The 22,302-nt window shown below is 37.0% G+C and carries 16 protein-coding genes; 12 read left to right on the forward strand and 4 right to left on the reverse strand.

The annotated features are described in order from the left end of the window. A partial coding sequence (locus ACFIJW_RS00830) for an Arm DNA-binding domain-containing protein (protein WP_375632845.1) occupies positions 1-228 on the reverse strand: 228 nt, incomplete at its 3' end. 681 nt (positions 229-909) lie between these two features. On the opposite strand from ACFIJW_RS00830, the gene ACFIJW_RS00835 reads away from it, so the two are divergent. From ACFIJW_RS00835 to ACFIJW_RS00845, 3 genes are all read left to right on the forward strand, one after another. Continuing rightward, positions 910-2,790 carry an outer membrane beta-barrel protein gene (locus ACFIJW_RS00835; protein ID WP_375632847.1) on the forward strand — a complete coding sequence of 627 codons (1,881 nt, stop codon included), beginning with the start codon at positions 910-912 and terminating at the stop codon, positions 2,788-2,790. A gap of 247 nt (positions 2,791-3,037) precedes the next feature. Further along, the gene (ileS, locus tag ACFIJW_RS00840; protein ID WP_375632849.1) at positions 3,038-5,953 is read left to right on the forward strand and encodes an isoleucine--tRNA ligase; all 2,916 of its coding nucleotides are present in this window, start codon (positions 3,038-3,040) and stop codon (positions 5,951-5,953) included. Between the two features lie 177 nt (positions 5,954-6,130). After that, positions 6,131-6,622: a hypothetical protein gene (locus ACFIJW_RS00845; RefSeq protein WP_375612104.1), complete on the forward strand. Its 492-nt coding sequence runs from the start codon at positions 6,131-6,133 to the stop codon at positions 6,620-6,622. A 648-nt stretch (positions 6,623-7,270) separates the two neighbouring features. Here ACFIJW_RS00845 and ACFIJW_RS00850 read toward each other — a convergent pair. Further along, positions 7,271-7,717: a nucleoside deaminase gene (locus ACFIJW_RS00850; protein WP_375632851.1), complete on the reverse strand. Its 447-nt coding sequence runs from the start codon at positions 7,715-7,717 to the stop codon at positions 7,271-7,273. Between the two features lie 270 nt (positions 7,718-7,987). Between ACFIJW_RS00850 and ACFIJW_RS00855 the strand changes: the two genes are divergently transcribed. From ACFIJW_RS00855 to lpxK, 8 genes are all read left to right on the forward strand, one after another. After that, complete coding sequence (locus ACFIJW_RS00855; RefSeq protein ID WP_375632853.1) at positions 7,988-9,388, forward strand: pseudouridine synthase; 1,401 nt, start codon at positions 7,988-7,990, stop codon at positions 9,386-9,388. Further along, positions 9,369-9,935 (forward strand): 16S rRNA (guanine(966)-N(2))-methyltransferase RsmD, encoded by a 567-nt coding sequence (gene rsmD, locus ACFIJW_RS00860; RefSeq protein WP_375618629.1) that lies wholly within the window; start codon positions 9,369-9,371, stop codon positions 9,933-9,935. The genes ACFIJW_RS00855 and rsmD overlap by 20 nt, the downstream gene beginning before the upstream one ends. Before the next feature lie 542 nt (positions 9,936-10,477). Then, the gene (locus tag ACFIJW_RS00865; protein WP_375632855.1) at positions 10,478-10,927 is read left to right on the forward strand and encodes a hypothetical protein; all 450 of its coding nucleotides are present in this window, start codon (positions 10,478-10,480) and stop codon (positions 10,925-10,927) included. A 1,201-nt stretch (positions 10,928-12,128) separates the two neighbouring features. After that, positions 12,129-13,460: a TldD/PmbA family protein gene (locus ACFIJW_RS00870; RefSeq protein ID WP_375612375.1), complete on the forward strand. Its 1,332-nt coding sequence runs from the start codon at positions 12,129-12,131 to the stop codon at positions 13,458-13,460. Beyond that, positions 13,447-14,253 (forward strand): 3'(2'),5'-bisphosphate nucleotidase CysQ, encoded by an 807-nt coding sequence (locus ACFIJW_RS00875; protein ID WP_375632857.1) that lies wholly within the window; start codon positions 13,447-13,449, stop codon positions 14,251-14,253. Before ACFIJW_RS00870 ends, ACFIJW_RS00875 begins: the two co-directional genes overlap by 14 nt. A gap of 46 nt (positions 14,254-14,299) precedes the next feature. Then, the gene (locus ACFIJW_RS00880) at positions 14,300-14,545 is read left to right on the forward strand and encodes a DUF4170 domain-containing protein (RefSeq protein ID WP_375618600.1); all 246 of its coding nucleotides are present in this window, start codon (positions 14,300-14,302) and stop codon (positions 14,543-14,545) included. Between the two features lie 1,355 nt (positions 14,546-15,900). Continuing rightward, positions 15,901-17,223 carry a lipid IV(A) 3-deoxy-D-manno-octulosonic acid transferase gene (gene waaA, locus ACFIJW_RS00885; RefSeq protein ID WP_375632859.1) on the forward strand — a complete coding sequence of 441 codons (1,323 nt, stop codon included), beginning with the start codon at positions 15,901-15,903 and terminating at the stop codon, positions 17,221-17,223. Beyond that, positions 17,213-18,253 (forward strand): tetraacyldisaccharide 4'-kinase, encoded by a 1,041-nt coding sequence (lpxK, locus tag ACFIJW_RS00890; RefSeq protein ID WP_375632861.1) that lies wholly within the window; start codon positions 17,213-17,215, stop codon positions 18,251-18,253. The genes waaA and lpxK overlap by 11 nt, the downstream gene beginning before the upstream one ends. A gap of 19 nt (positions 18,254-18,272) precedes the next feature. On the opposite strand, the gene ACFIJW_RS00895 is transcribed toward lpxK, so the two are convergent. After that, complete coding sequence (locus tag ACFIJW_RS00895) at positions 18,273-18,509, reverse strand: DUF2093 domain-containing protein (RefSeq protein WP_375608064.1); 237 nt, start codon at positions 18,507-18,509, stop codon at positions 18,273-18,275. 109 nt (positions 18,510-18,618) lie between these two features. Beyond that, on the reverse strand, positions 18,619-20,472 hold the full coding sequence (gene mutL / locus ACFIJW_RS00900) for a DNA mismatch repair endonuclease MutL (RefSeq protein WP_375632863.1): 1,854 nt from the start codon (positions 20,470-20,472) through the stop codon (positions 18,619-18,621). A gap of 239 nt (positions 20,473-20,711) precedes the next feature. Here mutL and ACFIJW_RS00905 point away from each other — a divergent pair, with 239 nt between their 5' ends. Next, a complete protein-coding gene (locus ACFIJW_RS00905; RefSeq protein ID WP_375632865.1) occupies positions 20,712-21,800 on the forward strand; it encodes a 2'-deoxycytidine 5'-triphosphate deaminase in 1,089 nt (362 codons plus the stop codon). Positions 21,801-22,302 lie beyond the last annotated feature (502 nt).

Below are 22,302 nucleotides of genomic sequence, written 5' to 3' on the forward strand. Positions count from 1 at the left end.
ACGTAAAACAGCCCGCCACCTAGTTGCCAATTCACGGGCTTGTTTTAAAGAAACATCTCGCAACGCTCCCAAGCCCATTTCGCGGCGCCGACCATGAATGGTATAACGATAAAGCCATTGAGCACCACCATCTTTACGTTTGTGAAGAAGCAAGCCGGCACCATCATTATATTTACCAGCTCCCAATGTTGCTACAGCCCTTGCATTAAGACGATTCATAAGAACCATTTTTACTCCTTTCTTGTACAATTTTTACCCACACATCAACCCCGCTTGTGGTGTGCAAGTAAGTGGTTTTGATTGATTCAAGATAAGCAGATTTGAAATGAGAGAATCCTACAGTATTAGTTTTTTCATTCAATATGAAAACAATAAGTTATCATTATAAATCAAAGTGATGTGGCGTGATGAAGATGCTTATGCAAAGAATCTAAAAGTTTTTTTGCGAGTGTTTGAATAAGTTCTTTGTTTTCTGAATTTTAGATACAAAATACTATTGCTAAAGTACTAAAAGTAGATCATGCTGATAAATAGATGAAACTTTGATGGCGCTTGGTTTTAAAAAAGACAATATTTGATTTCACTGTTTGCGCGGGCATTAATTTTGCAATAACAGATGATAGTTTATTGCGTGCAGAATACTGTTATTCAGATTTCGGTAAAAAGAAATTTATAAAAGAATATTATCATTAACAGTTATACGAAAATTTAATGAAAATGAATCCAACTTTAAGACACATAATTCTAGTGTGATTTAGTTTACAAATTCTCATTGAATGCAAAATTAAAAGTTTAAGAAGCCTTATTTTCAAAAAATCTTTATTTTTTTGTGAGTGTGTCATTTTTGCTACAGATATTTCAGAAAAGATGCTCTATATGAATTTCATTTTGGATATTTGGAGAGATTTTATGAATACAAAACGTTTAATAACAGCGTCTATTTTTTCTTTAATTTCAGCGTCTACAGCACTAGCTGCTGATGTTATGATTCCTCATCAGCCAGCATCATCGACTACTTCTACCATTGTTGCACCTACTTTTTCATGGACAGGTCTTTATTTAGGTGTCCAAGCTGGTGGTTTTTCGAGCAAAGCTGATGTGGCTCTTGTTGGTCAAGAAAAGAGTTTACCACTGGATAAAGAGTTCTCTCCTAAACTTTCAGGTTTTGTAGGTGGTTTTTATGCAGGTTCTAATATTGATCTCGGTGATAACTTTATTTTTGGCATCGATACGGATTTAATGATATCTGGAAAAAAACACACAAAGACCATTACCATAGGTGCGGCTGATAACACTACAGTAGAAAATGCAGTCGTAAGATCCCGCAGATCAGCAAGCCTACCAACACTTCCAAGCGCACAAGAAGTAACATCAATACAAACAGCTGCTTCAGGACGATCTGCATCAAAAGTAGTAGATGCAGGAACTACACCAACATTAGCAGCAACAACACAAACGGAGCAAGTAACGTCACAAGTCGGCTCATCAAAACCTGCTTCGACAAAACCTGCCTCAGAAAATCCAACGCAACAATTGCAAGCAGGAACACAGCGATCAGAGTCATTAGTAAGAACTAGTGGTGGTGGCGATGTTAATCCTAAAACAGAAGTAAGAACGCCAAGCGTATCAGCACTACCATCAAGCCCGTCAAAACCTGCAGGATCAGTGGCACAGCAAACTTCCTCCGTCCAATCGGCAAAGTTACAAACAGGAGGGACGTCAACGGTAGTAACAGAGTTAAACGGCACGGCACAATTAACTTCTGCATCTAAAGTAACAGTTCCCAGCACAGGGACAAGATCAGTGCAGTCACAATCGTCTTTAAGGTCAGACAAAGGATTGGCATTGGCGAGCACGGTAGTAAAAGGATCAGAATCATTAGCAGCATCTAACCCGACATCTTCCAGCACAGTAACAGGATCAACAGCAGTAGGGTCAAGTGGAGCAAGGTCTGCGAAAACGGTTGAAAAAATACCACTATCTTCTAGATCATCAACAGGAACAGAAGCAAGTCAGCCAGCAGTAAAAGCACCTACACCGGTACAATCTGTATCACAACCATCAGCAGAAAAAACAGTACCGAGTTCATCACTTGTACTCGCGAGATCAGGATCATCCTCTGGTTCAGAGACAAAAGCTTCTAATGGAACAAGCGGAGCCCAAAACGGAGGTCATCATAGTTCTTCCCATGGTAGCGGAAATGCTAATTCGCATGGTGCACCTCATGCAGGTGGGCGTAGCTCTGGTGCTCATCCGAATGGTACTAATCCACATGCTTCTCGTTCTCATGGTGGACAGAATATGTCTGGACACGCTGCACAAAGTACACAAGCGGTGGATAAGAACGATTCCAGTATATATGCTATAGAACAAATAAAAAAGATGGCTTCTGAACTTGGTCTTGATCAAGAGGATGAAGTTGAAACTTTAAATCATACTTTCAAACAAAATTGGGGTGGTGCTACACGGGTACGTATTGGTTTTGCTGCTGATCGCTTTATGCCTTATCTTGCTGGCGGTATTGCTTATGGGCAGTTCCAAGACACTGTATCAATATTCGTTAAGGATGAGGATGGAAGAGTCGTTTCTTCTAAGAACTTATCTGATGAAACAAAAACCATGATTGGTTACACACTTGGTGGTGGCGTTGATTTCTCGGTTTTGGATAATGTGATTGTACGTGCAGAATATCGTTACTCTGATTTTGGTAAAAAGAAATTTGCAAAGGAAAAACTTGAAGTTAACTACAAAACCAATGATTTCCGTGTTGGTGTAGCTTATAAATTCTAATTTTTAAAAGAGTAAATTTCTAAAAGGCTCCACTATTAGTGGAGCCTTTATTTTTAAAAGATCAATTTTTGGTTTCTTTTCTTGTGAATTTCATGATAAAGCCCATAGATTGTGATGATATATTTTCCTGATCGCTGCTTAATACGAATGATAAGCTCGGCTTTCCCTATAGATAAAAACCAGAGTTGCAGGGTTCAGGGAAGTTATGCAAAAATGAAATCGTAAAAGTGGACAGGAATATTTCACAATGGCTGTGAAAAATGAAACAATAGATTATTCAAAAACTCTTTATCTCCCACAGACAAATTTTCCTATGCGTGCAGGGCTTCCGCAAAAAGAGCTTGAATTGATGGCGCGTTGGGAAGATATGGGGCTTTATGCGCAATTGCGCCAACAAGCAAAAGATCGTCCATTTTATATTCTTCATGATGGTCCACCTTATGCAAATGGTCATATTCATATTGGGCATGCCTTAAACAAAGTTCTAAAGGATGTGGTTGTCCGTTCATTCCAAATGCGCGGTTTTAATGCAAATTATGTACCTGGTTGGGATTGCCATGGGCTTCCAATTGAATGGAAAATTGAAGAAAAATATCGAGCACAAGGAAAAAATAAGGATGAGGTACCTCTTAACGAGTTTCGTAAAGAATGCCGTGAATTTGCACAGCATTGGGTAACCGTTCAAAGTGAAGAATTTAAACGCCTTGGTGTTGTGGGAGATTTTAACGCGCCTTATACTACAATGGCTTTTCATGCAGAAGCACACATTGCCAGTGAATTGATAAAATTTGCTATGTTAGATCAGATTTATCGTGGTTCCAAGCCGGTGATGTGGTCTGTTGTAGAGCGTACGGCTTTGGCAGAGGCTGAGATTGAATATCATGATCATGAATCAGAGGTGCTTTGGGTTAAGTTTCCTGTCTTTGAAGCAAATTCTGATGATTTATATGGTGCTTATGTCGTCATTTGGACAACAACACCGTGGACAATTCCAAGCAATCGTGCAGTGAGTTATTCTTCGCAAATTTCTTATAGTATTTACGAAGTTGAAAGTGCTGAAAATGATTTTGGTCCTCAAGTGGGAGAAAAGCTTCTCTTTGCAGACGCTTTAGCGATGAGTTGTGGAGAAAAAGCCAAACTTGTTTTGAAGCGTTTGCGTGTTATTTCTTCTGAAGAGTTGAAAGCTCTTGTTCTTTCTCATCCACTCAAAGGTTTGGCTGGGTGGTATAACTTTAAAATTCCATTGCTTGATGGTTCGCACGTAACAGAGAGTGCTGGTACAGGTTTTGTCCATACAGCACCAAGCCATGGGCGTGAGGACTTTGAAATTTGGAATGATTATAAGTCCTTACTGGAGCAAGCGGGGATTGATTCATCTATACCGTTTCCTGTTGATGATGCAGGGTTCTATACGAAAGATGTTCCAGGTTTAGGACCAGATCGTGAAGGAGGACCTGCACGTGTTATTGATGATAATGGAAAAATGGGTGATGCCAATAAAGAGGTCATTAACGCTTTAATTAAAGCAGATCGATTGTTTGCACGGGGGCGTTTAAAGCATTCCTATCCCCATAGTTGGCGTTCAAAAAAACCGGTTATTTTTCGCAATACACCACAATGGTTTATTTCAATGGATAAAGATTTTGGGGATGGTTCAACTTTACGTAGTCGGGCTTTGGAAGCTGTTTCAAAAACGCGTTTTGTGCCGTCTTCTGGACAAAACCGCCTAGCTTCTATGATAGAAGATCGTCCTGATTGGGTTCTTTCTCGTCAGCGTTCTTGGGGTGTTCCTATTTGTATTTTTGCGAATGAGGATGGTGTTATTCTAAAAGATGAAGGTGTGAACGAGCGTATTTTACGGGCTTTTGAAGCAGAAGGGGCAGATGCATGGTTTGCTGAAGGAGCACGTGAACGTTTTTTAGGTGAGCGTGCACATGAGCCTTGGGTACAGGTTTATGATATTTTGGATGTTTGGTTTGATTCTGGAGCCAGCCATAGCTTTGTGTTAGAAGATCGGGCTGATTTGAAATGGCCTGCTGATGTTTATTTTGAAGGTTCAGATCAACATCGCGGATGGTTCCAATCTTCTCTTTTGGAAAGCTGTGGTACGCGTGCTTGTTCTCCCTATAAGGCCGTGATCACACACGGTTTTACTTTGGATGAGAATGGTAAAAAAATGTCTAAATCTTTAGGCAATACGGTTGTTCCGCAAGAGATCATTAAAACATCTGGAGCTGATATTTTTCGTCTCTGGGTTATGACAACCGATTATTGGGAAGATCAGCGTTTAGGCAAAAAAATACTTCAAACAAATGTGGATTCATATCGTAAACTACGCAATGCAATTCGTTGGATGCTAGGAACTTTAGCACATGATGATGGAGAAGAAGTATCTTATGGTGTACTGCCGGATCTTGAAAAATTTATATTGCATAGGCTTTTTGAACTTGATCAGTTGATTAATCGCGCTTACGATGAATTTGATTTTAAAAAGATTATGCGTGCATTATTGGATTTTTCAATCATTGAGTTATCGGCATTTTATTTTGATATCCGCAAGGATTCTCTTTATTGTGATGCGCCTTCATCAAAAAAACGCAAGGCCTCCTTGCAGGTTGTCCGTGAGATTTTTGAGCGTATGGTCACATGGCTTGCTCCAATGTTGCCTTTTACTATGGAGGAAGCTTGGTTAGAGCGTTATCCAGAAAGCCAATCGGTGCATTTGGAACAATTTCGCTCTGTACCAGAAGAATGGCAAAACCAATCTTTGGCTGAGCGTTGGAAAAAAATTCGGCAGGTCCGTAAAGTTGTGACAGGTGCTTTAGAGCTTGAACGTGCTAATAAGCGTATTGGATCCTCTTTGGAGGCTGCGCCTATTGTTTTTATTTCCAATCTGGTTTTACGAGAGGCATTAGAAAATGTGGATATGGCGGAGATCTGTATTACCAGTGCACTCACAATTAGGCAGGACACAATACCTTCTGATGCTTTTACTTTGAATGATGTTGAAGGTGTTGGTGTATATCCAGAGAAGGCATTAGGAAAAAAATGTGCTCGATCATGGCGTTATACACAAGATGTTGGAAGTGATCCAGCTTATCCGGATGTATCTGCTCGTGATGCAGCTGCTTTGCGGGAATTGCAGATTCTTGGCAAGATTTAAAGTTTTAGATCAAAGGAAAGAAATGCAAGTAAATTTCTCATATTGATGAATATAGTTTTTTGTGGTACGAAAAAAATTCCGTTGTTTTATCTGCAGGGGGGAAATTTGTGTATGGACCGTTCTCTCATAAATAACGGGAATATTAATCAGCCATACACCTAGGAAATGGAATAGGCAGTGAGAAAACGTGAAATAAAAATATTTCCAATAGGAATTTTAGGGATGTGCTTTGTTTTAACGGGATGCAATTTATCCGCTCCTACCTATGGTACCAATAAACCAGTTTCAATACAGTTTTTTGAAGATGTTGCTAATATCACTTCATTAACACCAACAAATAACAGCAGCCAGATTGTTATGAAACCTCATCCAAAACTTGTAATACCAAGCCCTAGTTCACGCAGATTTTTGCCGGTACCACAACAAGATAGATCTGTCAATGAAATGGCAGCATCGAAGAAGCATCAAGGAAATACACCTTTTCCTCACAAAGGATCGTCAGTTAATGGCGTTGGTTCAGAAAATCCTTCACAGTTGAATGCGAAGCAACGACAAGAATATTTACGTCGTCAGAGAGCACAAGTTGGAAGTTCAAAATACCGTCGCTATCTCACTGAACCACCTTTAAGTTATCGCCAACCGGCAAAAACCGCACCTATTGGTCGATAGGGAAAAGACAAAACATTTAAAGTAAAGTATTTTTCCAATTACTTATGATACCAAGCTCTCATTCGCGCGCAGTTATAATGCTGCTGTAGGAGGGGGGTATTCTCATGAAATAGCAATATGACAACAGCATCGAGAGATTCCTTATGCGTTTCCTTAACACGAAACATTTCTCAAGCTCATTTTACAACATTGCTCATGTGGATAGTATAACGTAAAATCTATTGTGCTCCAATACTTTATGCTTAGGAAGGAGAAAGTGGATACCATCATTTCATTTTACAGACTCCAATGTTGCGATAATTCTTGCATTTGAGAGCTTTCATAAGAGACATTTTTAGTCTTTTCTAAAACGTTCTTTATCCAGACGATAATTCCGCTTATGATGTGCAAGAAAGAGATTTTTACTGTTTCAATGTAATTTGAAATGAGAGTATATCTACGATATTTTGGACTTTATATTTTATATACAAAATAATGAATTATTCTTTTGAATGAATGTATCATCTAATAGAAACAATATGCAGAATTAAAAGAGAGAAAAAATGCTTCGAAATAGCTTTTGCTATATATATATCAGAAGAATTAACAGTCTTTTTTGAGAAGTAGGATAGTTTTTAAAGAGTGAAAGTTATGGAAGAAGAATTATTTTTAGTATCGCTTTTGTACAAAAAAGTCTTTAAGTAATTGAGCTGCTTCTTTTTCCTTGAAACCAGAATAAATTTCAGGTTTGTGATGGCAGGTTGTTTGCTGATAAAAACGTGGGCCATTTTCTATAGCACCTCCTTTGGGATCATTTGTTGCATAATAGAGACGTCGTATGCGTGCAAATGAAATGGCAGCGGCACACATAGCACAAGGTTCAAGTGTTACATAAAGATCGCAATCAGGAAGCCTTTCGCTTTGCAATGTTTCACAAGCCATACGGATTGCGCGTATTTCTGCGTGTCCTGTAGGGTCATATGCAGATTTTATAAAGTTACCAGCGCGTGCAATGATAGCTTTTCCACGTGTAATGATAGCACCTACGGGAACTTCATCTTTTTTTGCAGCCTCTTGCGCTTCTAAAAGGGCTATTTCCATGGGCGTCAAGGTCATAATATTCTTTCTACTGAAGGTATAGAAAATCTAAAGGTTATCTCGATAAGGAATGCTATGGAATGAATAATTTATTACGCTTTTATAATGAAAAGAATACCTCTATTTTTTTTAAGAGTTTAAAACAAACTTGCAAGTTGGCAGATACATTATTGTCGTTAAAGGATAGAAAATGATAAATGATTATGCTACTTCATTTTTCAGGATAAGCGGTATGGTGCATGTGAATAATTTTCTGAACATACTTGCAAAGATTGGTTTGAAACGCAAATGAATGAAAATAATGAGAGTGAACGAATTGCTAAAAGGTTAGCGCGTGCTGGTATTGCTTCGCGTCGAGATGCAGAAATGATGATTGTTGCAGGTCGTATTTCTGTGAATGGTAAAGTCGTGACAACGCCTGCTTTTAATGTTAGCCGCTCTGATGTTATTATAGTTGATGGCAAACCTTTACCTCCTATAGAACGAACGCGTTTATGGCTTTACCATAAGCCAGCAGGTCTTGTCACCACGAACCGTGATCCTGAAGGCAGACCTACAGTATTTAGTAATTTACCAAAAGGAATGCCGCGTGTTCTTTCTGTTGGAAGGCTTGACATTAATACGGAAGGGCTTTTGCTTTTAACCAATGATGGTGGCTTAGCGCGTGTATTAGAGCTTCCTGTAACGGGGTGGGTCCGCAAATATCGCGTCCGTGCTCATGGAAGAGTAAAACAGAGTGCGCTGGATAACCTTAAAAATGGTATTGCAATTAATGGTATTTTTTATGGTTCGATTGAAGCATCAATTGAACGCGAACAAGGGTCGAATGTATGGCTTTCTGTCGCTTTGCGAGAAGGAAAAAATCGTGAAATAAAGAATGTTTTAGGGGCATTGGGATTATCAGTTAATCGATTAATACGTGTATCTTATGGTCCATTTCATCTCTCTGATTTAGAAGAAGGAGCCGTGCAAGAGTTAAAAGGGCGGATGTTACGAGATCAGTTGGGTGAGCGTTTAATTATGCAAGCCAATGCAGATTTTGATGCTCCTATTCTTAAGCCATTTTCAAATTCTGCAGTTGTTGCAGAAAAGCAAAGCCAGAAAGATCTTTCTGTTGCAAATGATGGTTGGGTTTTCTCAAGTGAAAGGGCGATACGACGCCGACCAAGAGATGGTTCTGTTGAACATAGTCGCGCACGATTAAGTACAAAGTCTCATGAGAATGTAAAGAAGGAGAAAAGTGAAGAAGGAAAAGCAGAGCGTTTTCTACCGCGTTCTCGCCGTGCTAATGTTTGGATGGCTCCTGGTGCACGTCCGCAAAGTGCACGTAGAAAGCCTTCCTATAGTGAGGAGAAATCGCATGATCATAAGAGCGATTTGGATGGTAGAAAATCATTTCATCGAGGCAAGGAAAAACTAAAAGAAAATCCGTCATACAAAGAGAAGAGGGAAAGGTTTGTTCAAAAACATGGCAAAATATCTTATGACGAGACGCATCCCTTTGGTAAGAAAGATCGCTTTTTAAAGGATAAAGAGAAAATGATAAAAGGTGGTCATGATGAGCATTCTTTTGAGAGAAAGAAAAAGGTAAAATCGTTTGGTGGTGCTATGAAAAAATCTAAACCACATAGGGACGGTGCAAAAACTTCGAAGCGATTTGGAGGTCCACGTGCGGATCATAGGCGGTAAATTTGCTGGGCGTGTTTTGTTTTCGCCTGTTAATCAGTCGATTCGCCCAACGAGTGATCGTACACGTGAAAGCCTTTTTAATATTCTTTCTAGCCGTGAAGAACAATTTTGGACCAATAAACGCATTCTTGATCTTTTTGCTGGGACTGGTGCTTTAGGCATCGAAGCACTTTCACGTGGAGCAAAGGCTGCTGTTTTTGTTGAAAACTCGGTTGAGGGGCGTGGGGTAATTCAAAAAAATATCGAAGCCTTTGAATTACAGTCAATAGGGCGGATTTTGCGTCGAGATGCAACCAAACTTGGTAATATTGGAACAATGCTGCCATTTGATGTTATCTGCGCTGATCCTCCCTATAGCCATTGTTTAGGTGAACGTGCTTTTGTAGAAGCTTTGCGAGGAGGGTGGGCAAAAGCTGATACACTCTTCATACTTGAAGAAAAGAAAGATACAATGATTCATTTACCTGACGTCTTTTATCTAGATGATGAGCGTTTTTATGGTGAAACAGCAATACGTCTCTATAAATTACGATCGCTTACATCTTGAGAAAGTTCTTGTGTTTATCCGATAGGATGAAAAAATGCTTTTACACAGTTTTCTTCATTTTATATGGTTTTTAAAAGGTTAAGCAGAAAATCAATAAAAGATTCTAATGTTAAAGGAATTGATGAATTTTTATTAGCTTTACTATAGAAGGATGTTTTTTCTCCAATAGGATATATATTCCTCGATAATAGTTATGATCTTTTTTGTCTAATTTTTTCTGCTATACCTTAATCATCACATTTCATCAGCAGTTGAAAGCTTTAAGCTATGCAGTCTGCATTTATATCTTATATGATGCGTAACGTCTATTTTTGTTATTGTATAAATTTAAAAAAGATATTTTGTTTAGTATTGAAAATATTGTTCATTTATCCTGAATATTTGTGTGTTTAGTTTAGTAGTATCCCTTGTTGATTTAATCATTACATATTAAGTAAATCTGAGAGTATTAAGTATCTTATCGTTGTGCAGCTTTAAGGATACTTTTTTATATTATTCTTTATCACTAAAGATAAGGAATTTGTAAAAAAGGGGAGATTATCATGTTTAAATGGATATATAGTGAAGAGATTAGCACAGAAGCAAGTGCTGAGCAAATTTGGGCTATATGGGAGGACGTAGCAAAATGGCCTTCTTGGGATCACGAACTTGAGTGGGTAGAACTTTTTGGTGCTTTTAAAGTAGGAGCTGTAGGCCAAATGAAACCTAAAAAAGGACCTACAGTAACTTTTACACTTGATAAAGTTATAAAAAATGTTTGTTTTTCTGATTATGCTAAACTTCCTTTTACACGTATGAGTTTTAATCATGAATATATTTGTTCAACAAAATCTGGTTCTTCCAATAACAAAATTCGTCATACTGTAATTATGTATGGCTTACTTGCTCCTTTCTTTGGAGTGATTATTGGATCAAAAATTAAGTTATATCTTCGCGATGCAATGATTGAAATGAGTAGACGTGCTCTTACTGAAAACAAAAGCATCTTGTAAGGGGGTGCATTTATAAAGAAGTTAATACCTTAAAAAAGGTGCAGAAATCTTAGCCTTGTTAGAATGAAATTAGTTATGAGTATATAGCAAATTGATGAGCTATGATTTGGTTTTAGTTAGCTGTTGAAATCGTGTCAAAGCATCTTACGGGATTAATTTTGCGCTAAAAATCTTATGAAATTCATTGAATTTTTTTTATATATAAAAGCTTATAAGATGCTCTCTTCATTGAAAATGAGAAAGTTTCAGAAGTTCATTACTTCTCTATGATGTAGGTCCATATCGTCATAATATTTTCCTGTTTCTAATGTTGCAATATTTTTTGCATTTAAAACCTTCATAAGAGGCATTTTGATTTCTTCTTAAATAGGTTTCATTCATATGCCCCTTATTCATGATATGCTCGCAAATAGTTGTGATTGACTCAACATGAATAGGTTCGAAACAAAGAGAATTTTATGCTATTAGGCTTTTTTATACAAATTACAAAACAATAAATTATAAGTATAAATCAAACTGTTAATTTTATTGAAAGATTACAAGATAATTTCTTGATTACTTTTAAATATAAAAAATGAGTTCTTTATGATATTACGTCCATTAGGGTAAAGAAGTTTATGACTGCTCATTTTGTTGAAACCATAATGGAAGGAAATATTTTTTACTCTGTTTAAGTTTTGTTTCATTTACAAGAGTGCCGTCTCATTATGAGAGAGTTTATAGAAGCAAAGAAGTGTATACAAATATAAGGCATTTTCTTGATTCTTTCTTGGAAATTAAAGAATGCTATAGGAAAGATATGAGGTAAGTTTTTTACTACCCAGAGGAAGGAAGACCTGTGATTTAGATCATTTTATGCTTTTCGAATTTTTGAGGACTTTGGCTTAAATTCAAGTGTTATTGCTAAGACTTTTGTTAATTGCCAATTGTTCTGTTGATTTGATTGTCAGTGGAGATTTGGCTCCTAAAATGATAAGGGCCCATGAGAAATCTTGAAACTAAAGAGATTTTACGGCATATACGGCATATTACGTCTTTTCATAAAGAAGCTAAAAGGAAAATGATTTAATGCATTAAAAGAAAAAGAATGCATGAATGTGCATAATCTTATGAATCAATACACAAGAGTTATATTTTGATTTGTATAAATTTGTCAGAATGCTTATCAATGTAAATAATAAAATATTTTAGGGAGTCTATAATGACTGATAAAAACCAGATTGAGAAAGCTGTTTCGCTGGTTGAAGCAGCAAAGCGTTCTGGGGCAGATGCTGCTGATGCTGTTATTGTTCATGCTCATTCTACCAGTGTATCAGTTCGTTTTGGGAAAGTCGAATCGACAGAAGCAGCAGAGAGCAATGATTTTACTCTAAGGGTTTTTGTTGGAAAAAAAGTAGCAAGTGTTTCTGCTAATTTAGGATCTTATCCGCAAGAACTTGCGGAACGTGCTGTTGCGATGGCTAAAGCTTCTCCCGATAGTTTATTTGAAGGTTTGGCAGATAAAGAGTGTTTGGTTAAGTATCCTAAAGATCTTGATCTTTTTGATGATTTTGTACCCAGCAGTCATTTTTTAACAGAAGATGCTTTAAAAACGGAGGCAGCAGCTCTTGATGTTAAAGGTGTAAGCAATTCTGGTGGCGCTGCAACAGCTTATGGCCGTAGTGGGTTTATTCTTGTGACCAGCGATGGTTTTTGTGGAGCCTATCGCTCAAGTTGTTTTTCACGTTCTTGTAGTGCTCTTGCAGGTGAAGGAACACAGATGGAGCGGGATTATGATTATACAACAGCCTTACATTTTTCTGATTTAGAGGCAGCAGAAACTGTGGGAAAGAATGCAGGGCTTGGTGCTGTTCGACGTTTGGGGGCAGTTCGTGCGGCGACTGGGAGCGTTGATGTTATTTTTAATCCGCGTACGGCTCGTGGAATTGCAGGGCATATCGCATCTATGGTCAATGGAGCCTCTGTGGCTCGAAAAACGAGTCTTTTACAGAATTTCCTAGGCAAGGAAGTGATGAAGCCTAATGTTAATGTAACCGATCAACCTTTGCGATTACGTGGAAATGCTTCTCATCCTTTTGATGGAGAAGGGGTAGAGGGGCAAACACTCAATATTATTGAAAATGGTATTTTAAAAAATTGGCTTCTTTCATCATCTACAGCACGTGAATTGGGACTTAAAACAAATGGACACGGTATGCGTTCGGCATCATTAGTGCAGCCGACCAGTACAAATTTTGCTATTGAACCGGGTTTAGTATCGCCTTGCGATATGATAAAAGATTTGCGAAATGGATTTTATGTGACCGAATTATTCGGTCATGGCATTGATTTTATTACTGGTCAGTATAGTCGTGGAGCTTCCGGTTTTTGGATTGAAAATGGTGAAATTGCTTATCCGGTAAGTGAAGTAACGCTAGGTTCTGATTTGCTTCATATGTTAGCACATTTAACACCTGCCAATGATATTGATCGGCGTTATAGTACAGCTGCTCCAACATTGTTAATTGAAGGGATGACACTTGCAGGAAAATAACACGCATCATTCTTCTGATTTAAATCTTTTGCGTGACATTTGTCGAGAGGCAGGAGATTTAGCAATGCGGTATTTTGGATGCACGTTGGATGTCTGGATTAAAGAAGGTAATTCCCCGGTTAGTGAAGCAGATTTTGCTATTGATCATTTCTTGAAAGAGAGGCTTCTTGGAGCTCGTCCAAATTATGGATGGATTTCAGAAGAAACAAAAGATAATCGAGAAAAACAAGATTATTATGAGCGCTCTTTTGTTGTTGATCCTATTGATGGAACGCGTGGTTTTCTTTCTGGCAATCCTTATTGGTGTATTTCGGTTGCCATTATTGAGAATGGGCGTCCTATTGTGGGCGTTCTACAATGTCCGGCTCAAGGAGATGTTTATACAGCTGTAACGGGTGGAGGGGCAACATTAAATGGGATAAAACTTCCTCGTTTAGCCTTTGAGGTTCATCGAAAATATAAAATTTCACTTGATAAATCGCTCGCACAAAAATTACCAGATGATTTTCTCAATCAAGTCAGTCTTTATCATTATCTTCCTTCTCTTGCTTATCGTATTGTTCTTGTTGCTCAAGATGAAATTGATATCGTATTAGTTCGTCCAAATTGTCATGAATGGGATATTGCCGCTGCTGATCTTATTTTGCAGGAGTGTGGAGGGTGTTTTTTATCGCTTGATGCCCCTTTACTATCTTATGGAATTGAACCTTACCAGTATGGACTTTTAATTGCTGGTAAAAATAATTGCTGTCAAGATATGATAGATGTTGTTCGTCAAACAAAGTTAGTTTAATCACGTAAAAGCGCGCTAAAATAATCTAAATGATATGGAGGCACATATGACTGAAACCAAAGGAAAAAAACAATATTTACATCTTGTATTTGGTGGGGAATTAAAAAATCTTAACAGTAATCAATTTAAGAATCCTGATGATTTAGATGTGGTTGGTATTTTCTCAGATTATCAATCCGCTCAAGAAGCATGGCAGGCAAAAGCACAAAGCAGTGTAGATAATGCATTACAACGTTATTACATTGTAGATTTGCATCAGTTTCTTGATGCTGAGTTAGGCGATGCAGAATAAAGCTTGAATATTTGGTTATTATAACCTGTAGATTGCTTCATGCTTTTGTTTAGTCGTCCTTTTCATAGGTACGTTCTTCGGGTAAAATAGAATGCCGTAAAAAAGAATATGCTTGTTGTTTAAAATTCATATATTTTTTTAAGAAACATCTCCCAAAGCACCCAAGCCCATTTCATAATAGTGTCCGTGCAAGGTATAAAATCCATTATTGCACCACCATCTTTACGCTTAATAAAAATGCAAGACAGTTTCTATCAACCTATTTACAACAGCAATATTATCATGACAGCTATCACTCGAAGTTTATGATTATATTGTGAATAGTCACTCTGCTTTTGAATGGGGTATGAGACACTAATGCGTTAAGATTAATAAAAAGAGTAGCATTATTAATGATAGCAATTATTACTCTGTTGAGATTATTAGCACTCGTTACTTATCTATTGGAATTTTTTCAACGAGTTATTACTATAAGCTTAGAAACCATGAAAGTCGTTAGAAACTTTACCAAAATTAGAAACTTAAAGAAACTAAATAGATTTATGAAGTTAACTTACCTCATAAGGGTTTCTTGAGTACTCATTTAAAACTACAATCTATAAGTTAACCATTTTGTGTTGATTATATACAATCTTAAAAGGAATAATATATCATTGCGACCTCCTGAAAAGAGAGGATTTAAAATTTTGAAAACTCTTATTTAAATTGCTTTAAGACTTTTAAGAAATTCTCTATTAAACAAGATTAGATTTTTCTGGATTACCTTTAAGAGATTATATCACAATTTAAAATGAGAACTCTATACTATTCAAAAGTTTTTTAAGATTAGTTTGACATATTCATTTTATTGAAATGAAATAATAGAGATTGATCTTTCTTTTAAACACATTTTATTTATTGTATTTATATTAGGTTGTAATGTCTATATGGGTTATTTTTTGAAAAATTGACAATACCTAACATATGTAAAAATAAGCTTTTTCTCTAAAATACCAACGTGCAAAATTCAAAGTCTCATTAAAATCAAGTGAGTTGAAAAAATTGATACAATCTATGTCATAGGTTTATCATTTATATTTTAAAAATTATAATCGACTGAAATGTAGTTTTGTTATTTTTGAGTAAGATTTTTTATAGGGTGCAGAATGAAGTGATAAAATCGATATAAGTTACAAAATTTAATTAAAAGAGATTTAAATAATGTGTATATGTATTGAATTTTCTCATGGATTAAGCTTTTTTTATTTAAGATATGGATGATATTAAAAAATATGGATGCAACCAATAGAGTTGATGAATTTTTTAACAAAATAAGTATATAGATATCTTAAAATAGCTGGATGAGGTGATTTTAAATGGTAGAATTAAAGGCACATACGGCTCTTTTAAGCTATCGGATGATTGGTTTTTGCTTATGTCCTGTTATTCCTTTTTATTTGTTCTTTCGTGCTATTCGTGGAAAAGAAGAGTGGTGTCGCAAAAAAGAGCGTTTAGGTAAAAGTTCTCATATACGCCCCCAAGGTTCGTTAGTTTGGTTGCATGCAGCAAGTGTTGGAGAAACACTTGCACTTGTTCCACTTATAAATTATATTTTATCATTGGAAATCAATGTATTAATGACAACTGGGACGGTGACATCTTCTACTCTTGTGAAAAAATATTTTGGTAATAGGTTGATTCATCAATATGCTCCTTTGGATTTAGATTTTGCAGTGCGCCGTTTTATTCGTCATTGGAAGCCTGATCTCGTCTTAATTTGTGAATCAGAAATTTGGCCTCTTCGTATTAAAGAACTTGCAAAAATGCGTATTCCGCAGATTTTGGTTAATGCCCATATGTCTGAACGTTCTTTTAAAGCTTGGCAAAAACGACGTATTCTTGCCAAACATATTTTTAAGGATATTGATTTGGCGATTGGTCAAAATGAAAGAGATGTAGCTTATTACCATACACTTGGCGTAAAATCTGTTACGTTTTCTGGTAATCTCAAGGCTGATGTTTTTCTGGTTGAAAATCAAGAATTGCTTGCACGTTATCGTAATGCTATCGGCAATCGCCCAGTTTGGGCAGCTGTTTCAACGCATGAAGGGGAAGAGGAGATTGCTTTTGAGGTCCATAAAATTGTTAAAAATTATTTGCCAGATTTATTAACAATTATTGTACCTCGTCATCCTGAACGTTCAGAAGATCTTATCAGAAAATGCGATAATAAGGGGTTAAGTTTTATTCGTAGGAGTAGAGACGCTGTTCCAAACATGAATACCGATATTTTATGGGGAGATACCATTGGAGAAATGGGACTTTTTCTTCGCTTATCGAAAGTTTCTTTCGTTGGTAAATCGTTATGTGGAAATGGTGGACACAATCCATTGGAATTGGCTTTGCTTGGTTCCGCTATTTTGACAGGGCCTCATGTTTCAAATTTTCAAGAGATGTTCAAACAATTTCTAACGCATGATGCAGCATATATGGTTCAAGATACAAAACAGCTTGCTATTCAGGTGTATAAGCTTTTAACAAATGAAACATTGCGGCAAGAAATGGTTGATAAGGCTCATGAAGTGGCGACAGGTATGGCAGGTGCATTTGAGCGCACATTAAAGATTTTAGATCCATTTTTACAACCCCTTGTAATACAAACAGGTTTACGTCAGCGTCAGGGTAGATATGCATATTAGCGCCCCTCGTTTTTGGTGGAAAAATAAAAGCTTTTTGCGTTTTGTGTTAGCTCCAGTTTCATGGGGGTATGGTTATTTTTCAAGTCGTTTTATGACAAGACAGCCTCCCGTGATTGATCTGCCAGTTTTGTGTATTGGAAATTTTACATGTGGCGGTGCGGGTAAAACGCCGGTTGTTATTGCTTTTACAAAAGTGGCTAAAGAACTTGGTTTCGTACCTGGTATTGTATCTCGTGGTTATGGTGGATCAGTTAAAGGGGTACATCTTGTAAATGAAAAATATGATACTCCATATAGTGTTGGAGATGAGGCACTTTTACTTGCACGGCATGCTTTTGTAGCTGTATCACCTAATCGTTATGCAGCGGCACAACGGCTTAAACAAGAGGGATGTAATCTTATTTTAATGGATGACGGATTTCAAAGTCGCCGTTTTTATATGGATTATGCGTTACTCGTTGTTGATGCGATGCGCGGTTTTGGTAATGGAGCTGTCTTTCCAGCAGGACCTTTGCGCGTACCATTAAAAACGCAGTTTTCTTTTATGGATAGTGTTTTATTGATTGGTCACTCCGATGCGCCTGATAATGTCGCTTTTCTTGTTTCGCGTACTGGAAAGCCTTTATATCGTGCTCATCTTAAAGCCAGTGCCTCTGATGAGGTTTCAGGAAAATCATTTTTGGCATTTGCTGGTATTGGCAATCCAGATAAATTTTTTAAATCTATTAAAGAATTGTCTGGTCATGTGGTGCAAACTTACATATATCCAGACCACTATTTTTTCACAGATAAAAATTTAAAAAGCCTTATACAAAAGGCTAAAATGCACAATTTATGGCTAGCAACAACAGCTAAAGATTATACCCGTATACAGGCAATTCACATGCAAAAAGATTTGAAAAATCTTATTATCTTTGATGTGAATGTCGATTTTGTTCAAAAAGACTTCTGTCGTATGGTCCTTGAAGAGGTCATGACCCGCTTTAGAAAACGTTCCCTTGAATTTTCTTGTCTAAAAGGCAAAAGCTAAATTTATAGCTTTCGAGGGGTTATTTTTCTTTTGTTTTTAACAATTGCTTGAGATATGGGTTGCACTCAAGTTCGCGCTGATAGGAGATTTCACAACTAGCATATGCTTCTTGTCGGTGATGATTCCAATATTTTAAATCATCTATAGGGATTTTTTGCCCGCTAACAGCACAAATGGTATAGGTACCATATTCTATAATGTCATATCCGTTATTAGAATAATGAATTTTTGCTTCGCGTTCACCATTGGGAAACATTATAACTCCTTCTTACTTGATACAAGAGATTCAAGAAAAGTGCCATAAAATGTATTATAAAGTCGAGAGTTAATTTTAAAATATTTTTCTTGTAAAAATGATGCAGGGCTTATTTTCTGCCAAAAAGCCGTTCTATATCTGCCAATTTGAGTTCAATATAAGTAGGGCGTCCATGATTACATGTACTTGTATTAGGTATTGCCTCCATTTGTCGTAATAGTGTGTTCATTTCTTCGGGGCGTAAAAGGCGCCCTGACCGTATTGAGCCATGACAGGCCATCGTTGCTGCAACATAATCAAGCATTGCTTTTAAATTATTTGTTGTATCATACTCAGCGGCCTCATCTGCGAGATCTTTTATGAGGGCTTGGACGTTGATCTCTCCTAACATGGAAGGTGTTTCACGCACAACAATTGCTCCTGGTCCAAATGGTTCTATTCCTAATCCAAATTTTTGCAAAGCATCTTTATGCGTTAAAAGGCATGTTGCATCCTCTTCAGAGAGTTCTACAATTTCAGGAATAAGTAATAACTGTGAAGGAAGTGGTTTGGAATAAAGTGCATTTTTGAGTGCTTCATAAACCAATCGTTCGTGAGCTGCATGCTGATCGACAATGATCAAACTATCTTGTGTTTGGGCGATAATATAGTTTTTATGGATTTGTGCTCTGGCCGCTCCTAATGGATAAGATAACTCTTCTGATGAAGATGTCGTGCTTGGAATGTATGCATCCCCACTTGGTGTATTTAAGCCCTCCATAATAGGAGCGGCATCTTCTTTTAAATCAAAAGAGTGAGTACTATCCAATGGTTTTTGGACCATTGAAGCGCTGGTAAAATGATGAGGTTGTGAACTGTAAGAAGAGAACTGGTGCGTGTTCTTAAAACTGCCTAATGGTTGTTGTGCCAATGATTGTTGTGTTTGAAATGCAGCAAGCATTGCTTCAGAACGGGTTGAAGTAGGACGAATACCAGATTGTTGCAATGCTTCACGAATAGCTCCAACAATCAAACCACGAATTAATCCTGGATCACGGAATCGTACATCAGCTTTGGCTGGGTGAACATTAACATCTACCTCAGCAGGTGGGAGGTCAATAAAAAGAATAGCCACAGGATAACGATCTCGTGTCATGACATCAGCATAAGCGCCTCGGATAGCGCCCCATAGAAATTTATCACGCACGGGACGTCCATTAACATAAGCAAATTGATGAAGGCTGTTATTTCGGTTGAAAGATGGCAAACAGGCAAAACCTGTTAAGCGCACCGCTTCGCGTTCAGCATTCAGCGCAATGCTATTAGGGGCGAATTCTTTTCCCATAATCTGCGTAATACGTTGTAATTGTCCTTGAATATTATTTTCTGTAGCAGACAATTCCATAGATGTTCTGTCTAGTCCTGAAAGAGAAAAGCGGATATGTGGAAATGCGATAGCAATTCGCTTAATCATATCGCTAATAGCATTTGTTTCAGCCCGATCAGTTTTCATAAATTTTAATCGTGCCGGCGTGACAAAGAAAAGATCACGAACTTCAACAATTGTTCCAAGATTCGCAGCAGCTGGTTTGGGTCCTACAATTTTTCCTGCAGTAACGGAAATTTCAGCAGCGCTCTCAGCATCTTTTGTTCGTGAAATGAGTTTAAGTTTAGCAACAGAACCAATAGAGGGGAGGGCTTCTCCTCTAAATCCAAGGAAGCAGATATTGTGTACGTCATCGGTAATCTTTGAGGTACAATGGCGAGAAACTGCTAAAGTTAATTGATCTGCAGGAATTCCATAACCATTATCACTCACCTTTATAAAATTTTTTCCACCATTTACTGTAATAATTTCAATGCGTGTTGCACCAGCATCAATAGCGTTTTCAACAAGTTCTTTGACAACATTTGCTGGTCGTTCAATAACTTCACCGGCGGCGATTTGATTAATAATATTTTCGCTAAGATGGCGTATAATCATAATAAATTCTAACAGGAAACTTAAGGGTTCTATAGAAAATTATGATAACATCATTTGCGCGACATTCAAGAATAAGAGAGCATGAGAGGTATTATTTTTACAATACCTCCTATTTTATTTTATGTTAACAAGTCGGTTGGAAAAAACATAAAAATAGTTTTTATCACTTTAAAATAGCTTGCACCAATTTATCATCTAGGTCAAAAAAAGAAACAATGTAAAAAGGGAAGGCAATATATATGGCGCGTATAAGCGGTATTTTAGCAGATAGTGATATACAAGCTTTGATTGAGAATAACTTTCTCAAGGCTCAGTATCCATTTGATAGATCTCAAATACAACCAGCAAGTCTTGATCTTCGTTTAGGGGAGAAAGCTTATCGTATACGTGCTTCTTTTATGCCGGGACCTGATACAAAAGTTTTGGATAAGCTTGAACGGTTAAAGTTGCATGAGTTTGATTTACGAGACGGAGCCGTTTTGGAAACGGGGTGTGTTTATATTGTTCCTCTTTTGGAAAGTTTAGCTTTACCAGAATTCTTATCTGCTGTTGCCAATCCCAAAAGTTCTACAGGACGATTAGATATTTTTACACGTGTCATTACGGATAATGCTCAGGAATTTGATAAAATTTGTGCTGGTTATCATGGTCCACTTTATTTGGAAATTAGTCCACGCACATTTCCAATTTTGGTGCATACAGGCTCACATTTATCACAGCTTCGGTTTAGAAAAGGGCAAAGTTATTTAAATGAAATAGAGTTGCACACTTTGCAAAGGCAAGAAACACTGATATCGGATGATTTTCCTAATATTAGTGTTGGTGGTATTGGTCTTTCCATTAATTTAAAGGGAGACGAAAACGGGCTTATAGGTTATCGTGGTAAACATCATACAAGTGTTATTGATATTGATAAACGTGCCGTTGCCCACGTTTTAGATTTTTGGGAACCTCTTTTTGATCGTGGTCAAAGGGAGTTGGTTCTTGATCCTGATGAATTTTACATTTTAGTTTCACAAGAGTCTGTTCATGTGCCTCCGCTTTATGCCGCAGAAATGACACCTTTTGATCCTTTAGTTGGCGAGTTTAGGGTGCATTATGCAGGCTTTTTTGATCCAGGATTTGGGCATAAGGAGGCGGGTGGAAAAGGAGCAAGAGCGGTTTTAGAAGTGCGGAGCCATGAAGTTCCTTTTATCTTAGAGCATGGTCAAATTATTGGCCGTTTGGTCTATGAGCATATGCTTAATCGACCATCAACCCTTTATGGACATGATGTTGGATCACATTATCAAGCACAGGGTTTAAAGTTGTCCAAGCATTTTAAATGAGTTGGGAACCACGAATTTTGATAACATGTATGCAGAAAGCGTATTTTAGATAAAAAAAATTTTGTGCTTCGCAAAACCGGTGTCATGCATTCTATTTTTAATTTCCAAGGTTATTTCATCTCTTGCATTTGAGAGGGTATGAGAGGCATTTTTACTTCTTTTTTCAAGAGGTTCTATCTATACGAACTCCCTTTATGATGTGCAAAAGAATAGTTTTGATTATTTCATCATGACAAAATTTACTATATTCAATATGTTATTCATATTTATTATTATAATAAATCAATAGGTTAATAAAATTCAATATAACAGTAGCTACTCACTTTTCAAAGTAAATATGCGAGATTGGATGCTGCAATTGACTCAATTTTTCTAGAGTGTAATAACCAGTATATTTTATTCCGTATAAAAATTATCCTTAAGAGTTAATAAATAAGTTTTCACTCCAGTTTAGTAACAATTATTTTCAATAAACATTGTTCTAATTTTAGTAACTCATTTA

This window comes from Bartonella sp. MM97QHHN, assembly GCF_042194285.1.
In the GTDB taxonomy this organism is placed as follows: domain Bacteria; phylum Pseudomonadota; class Alphaproteobacteria; order Rhizobiales; family Rhizobiaceae; genus Bartonella.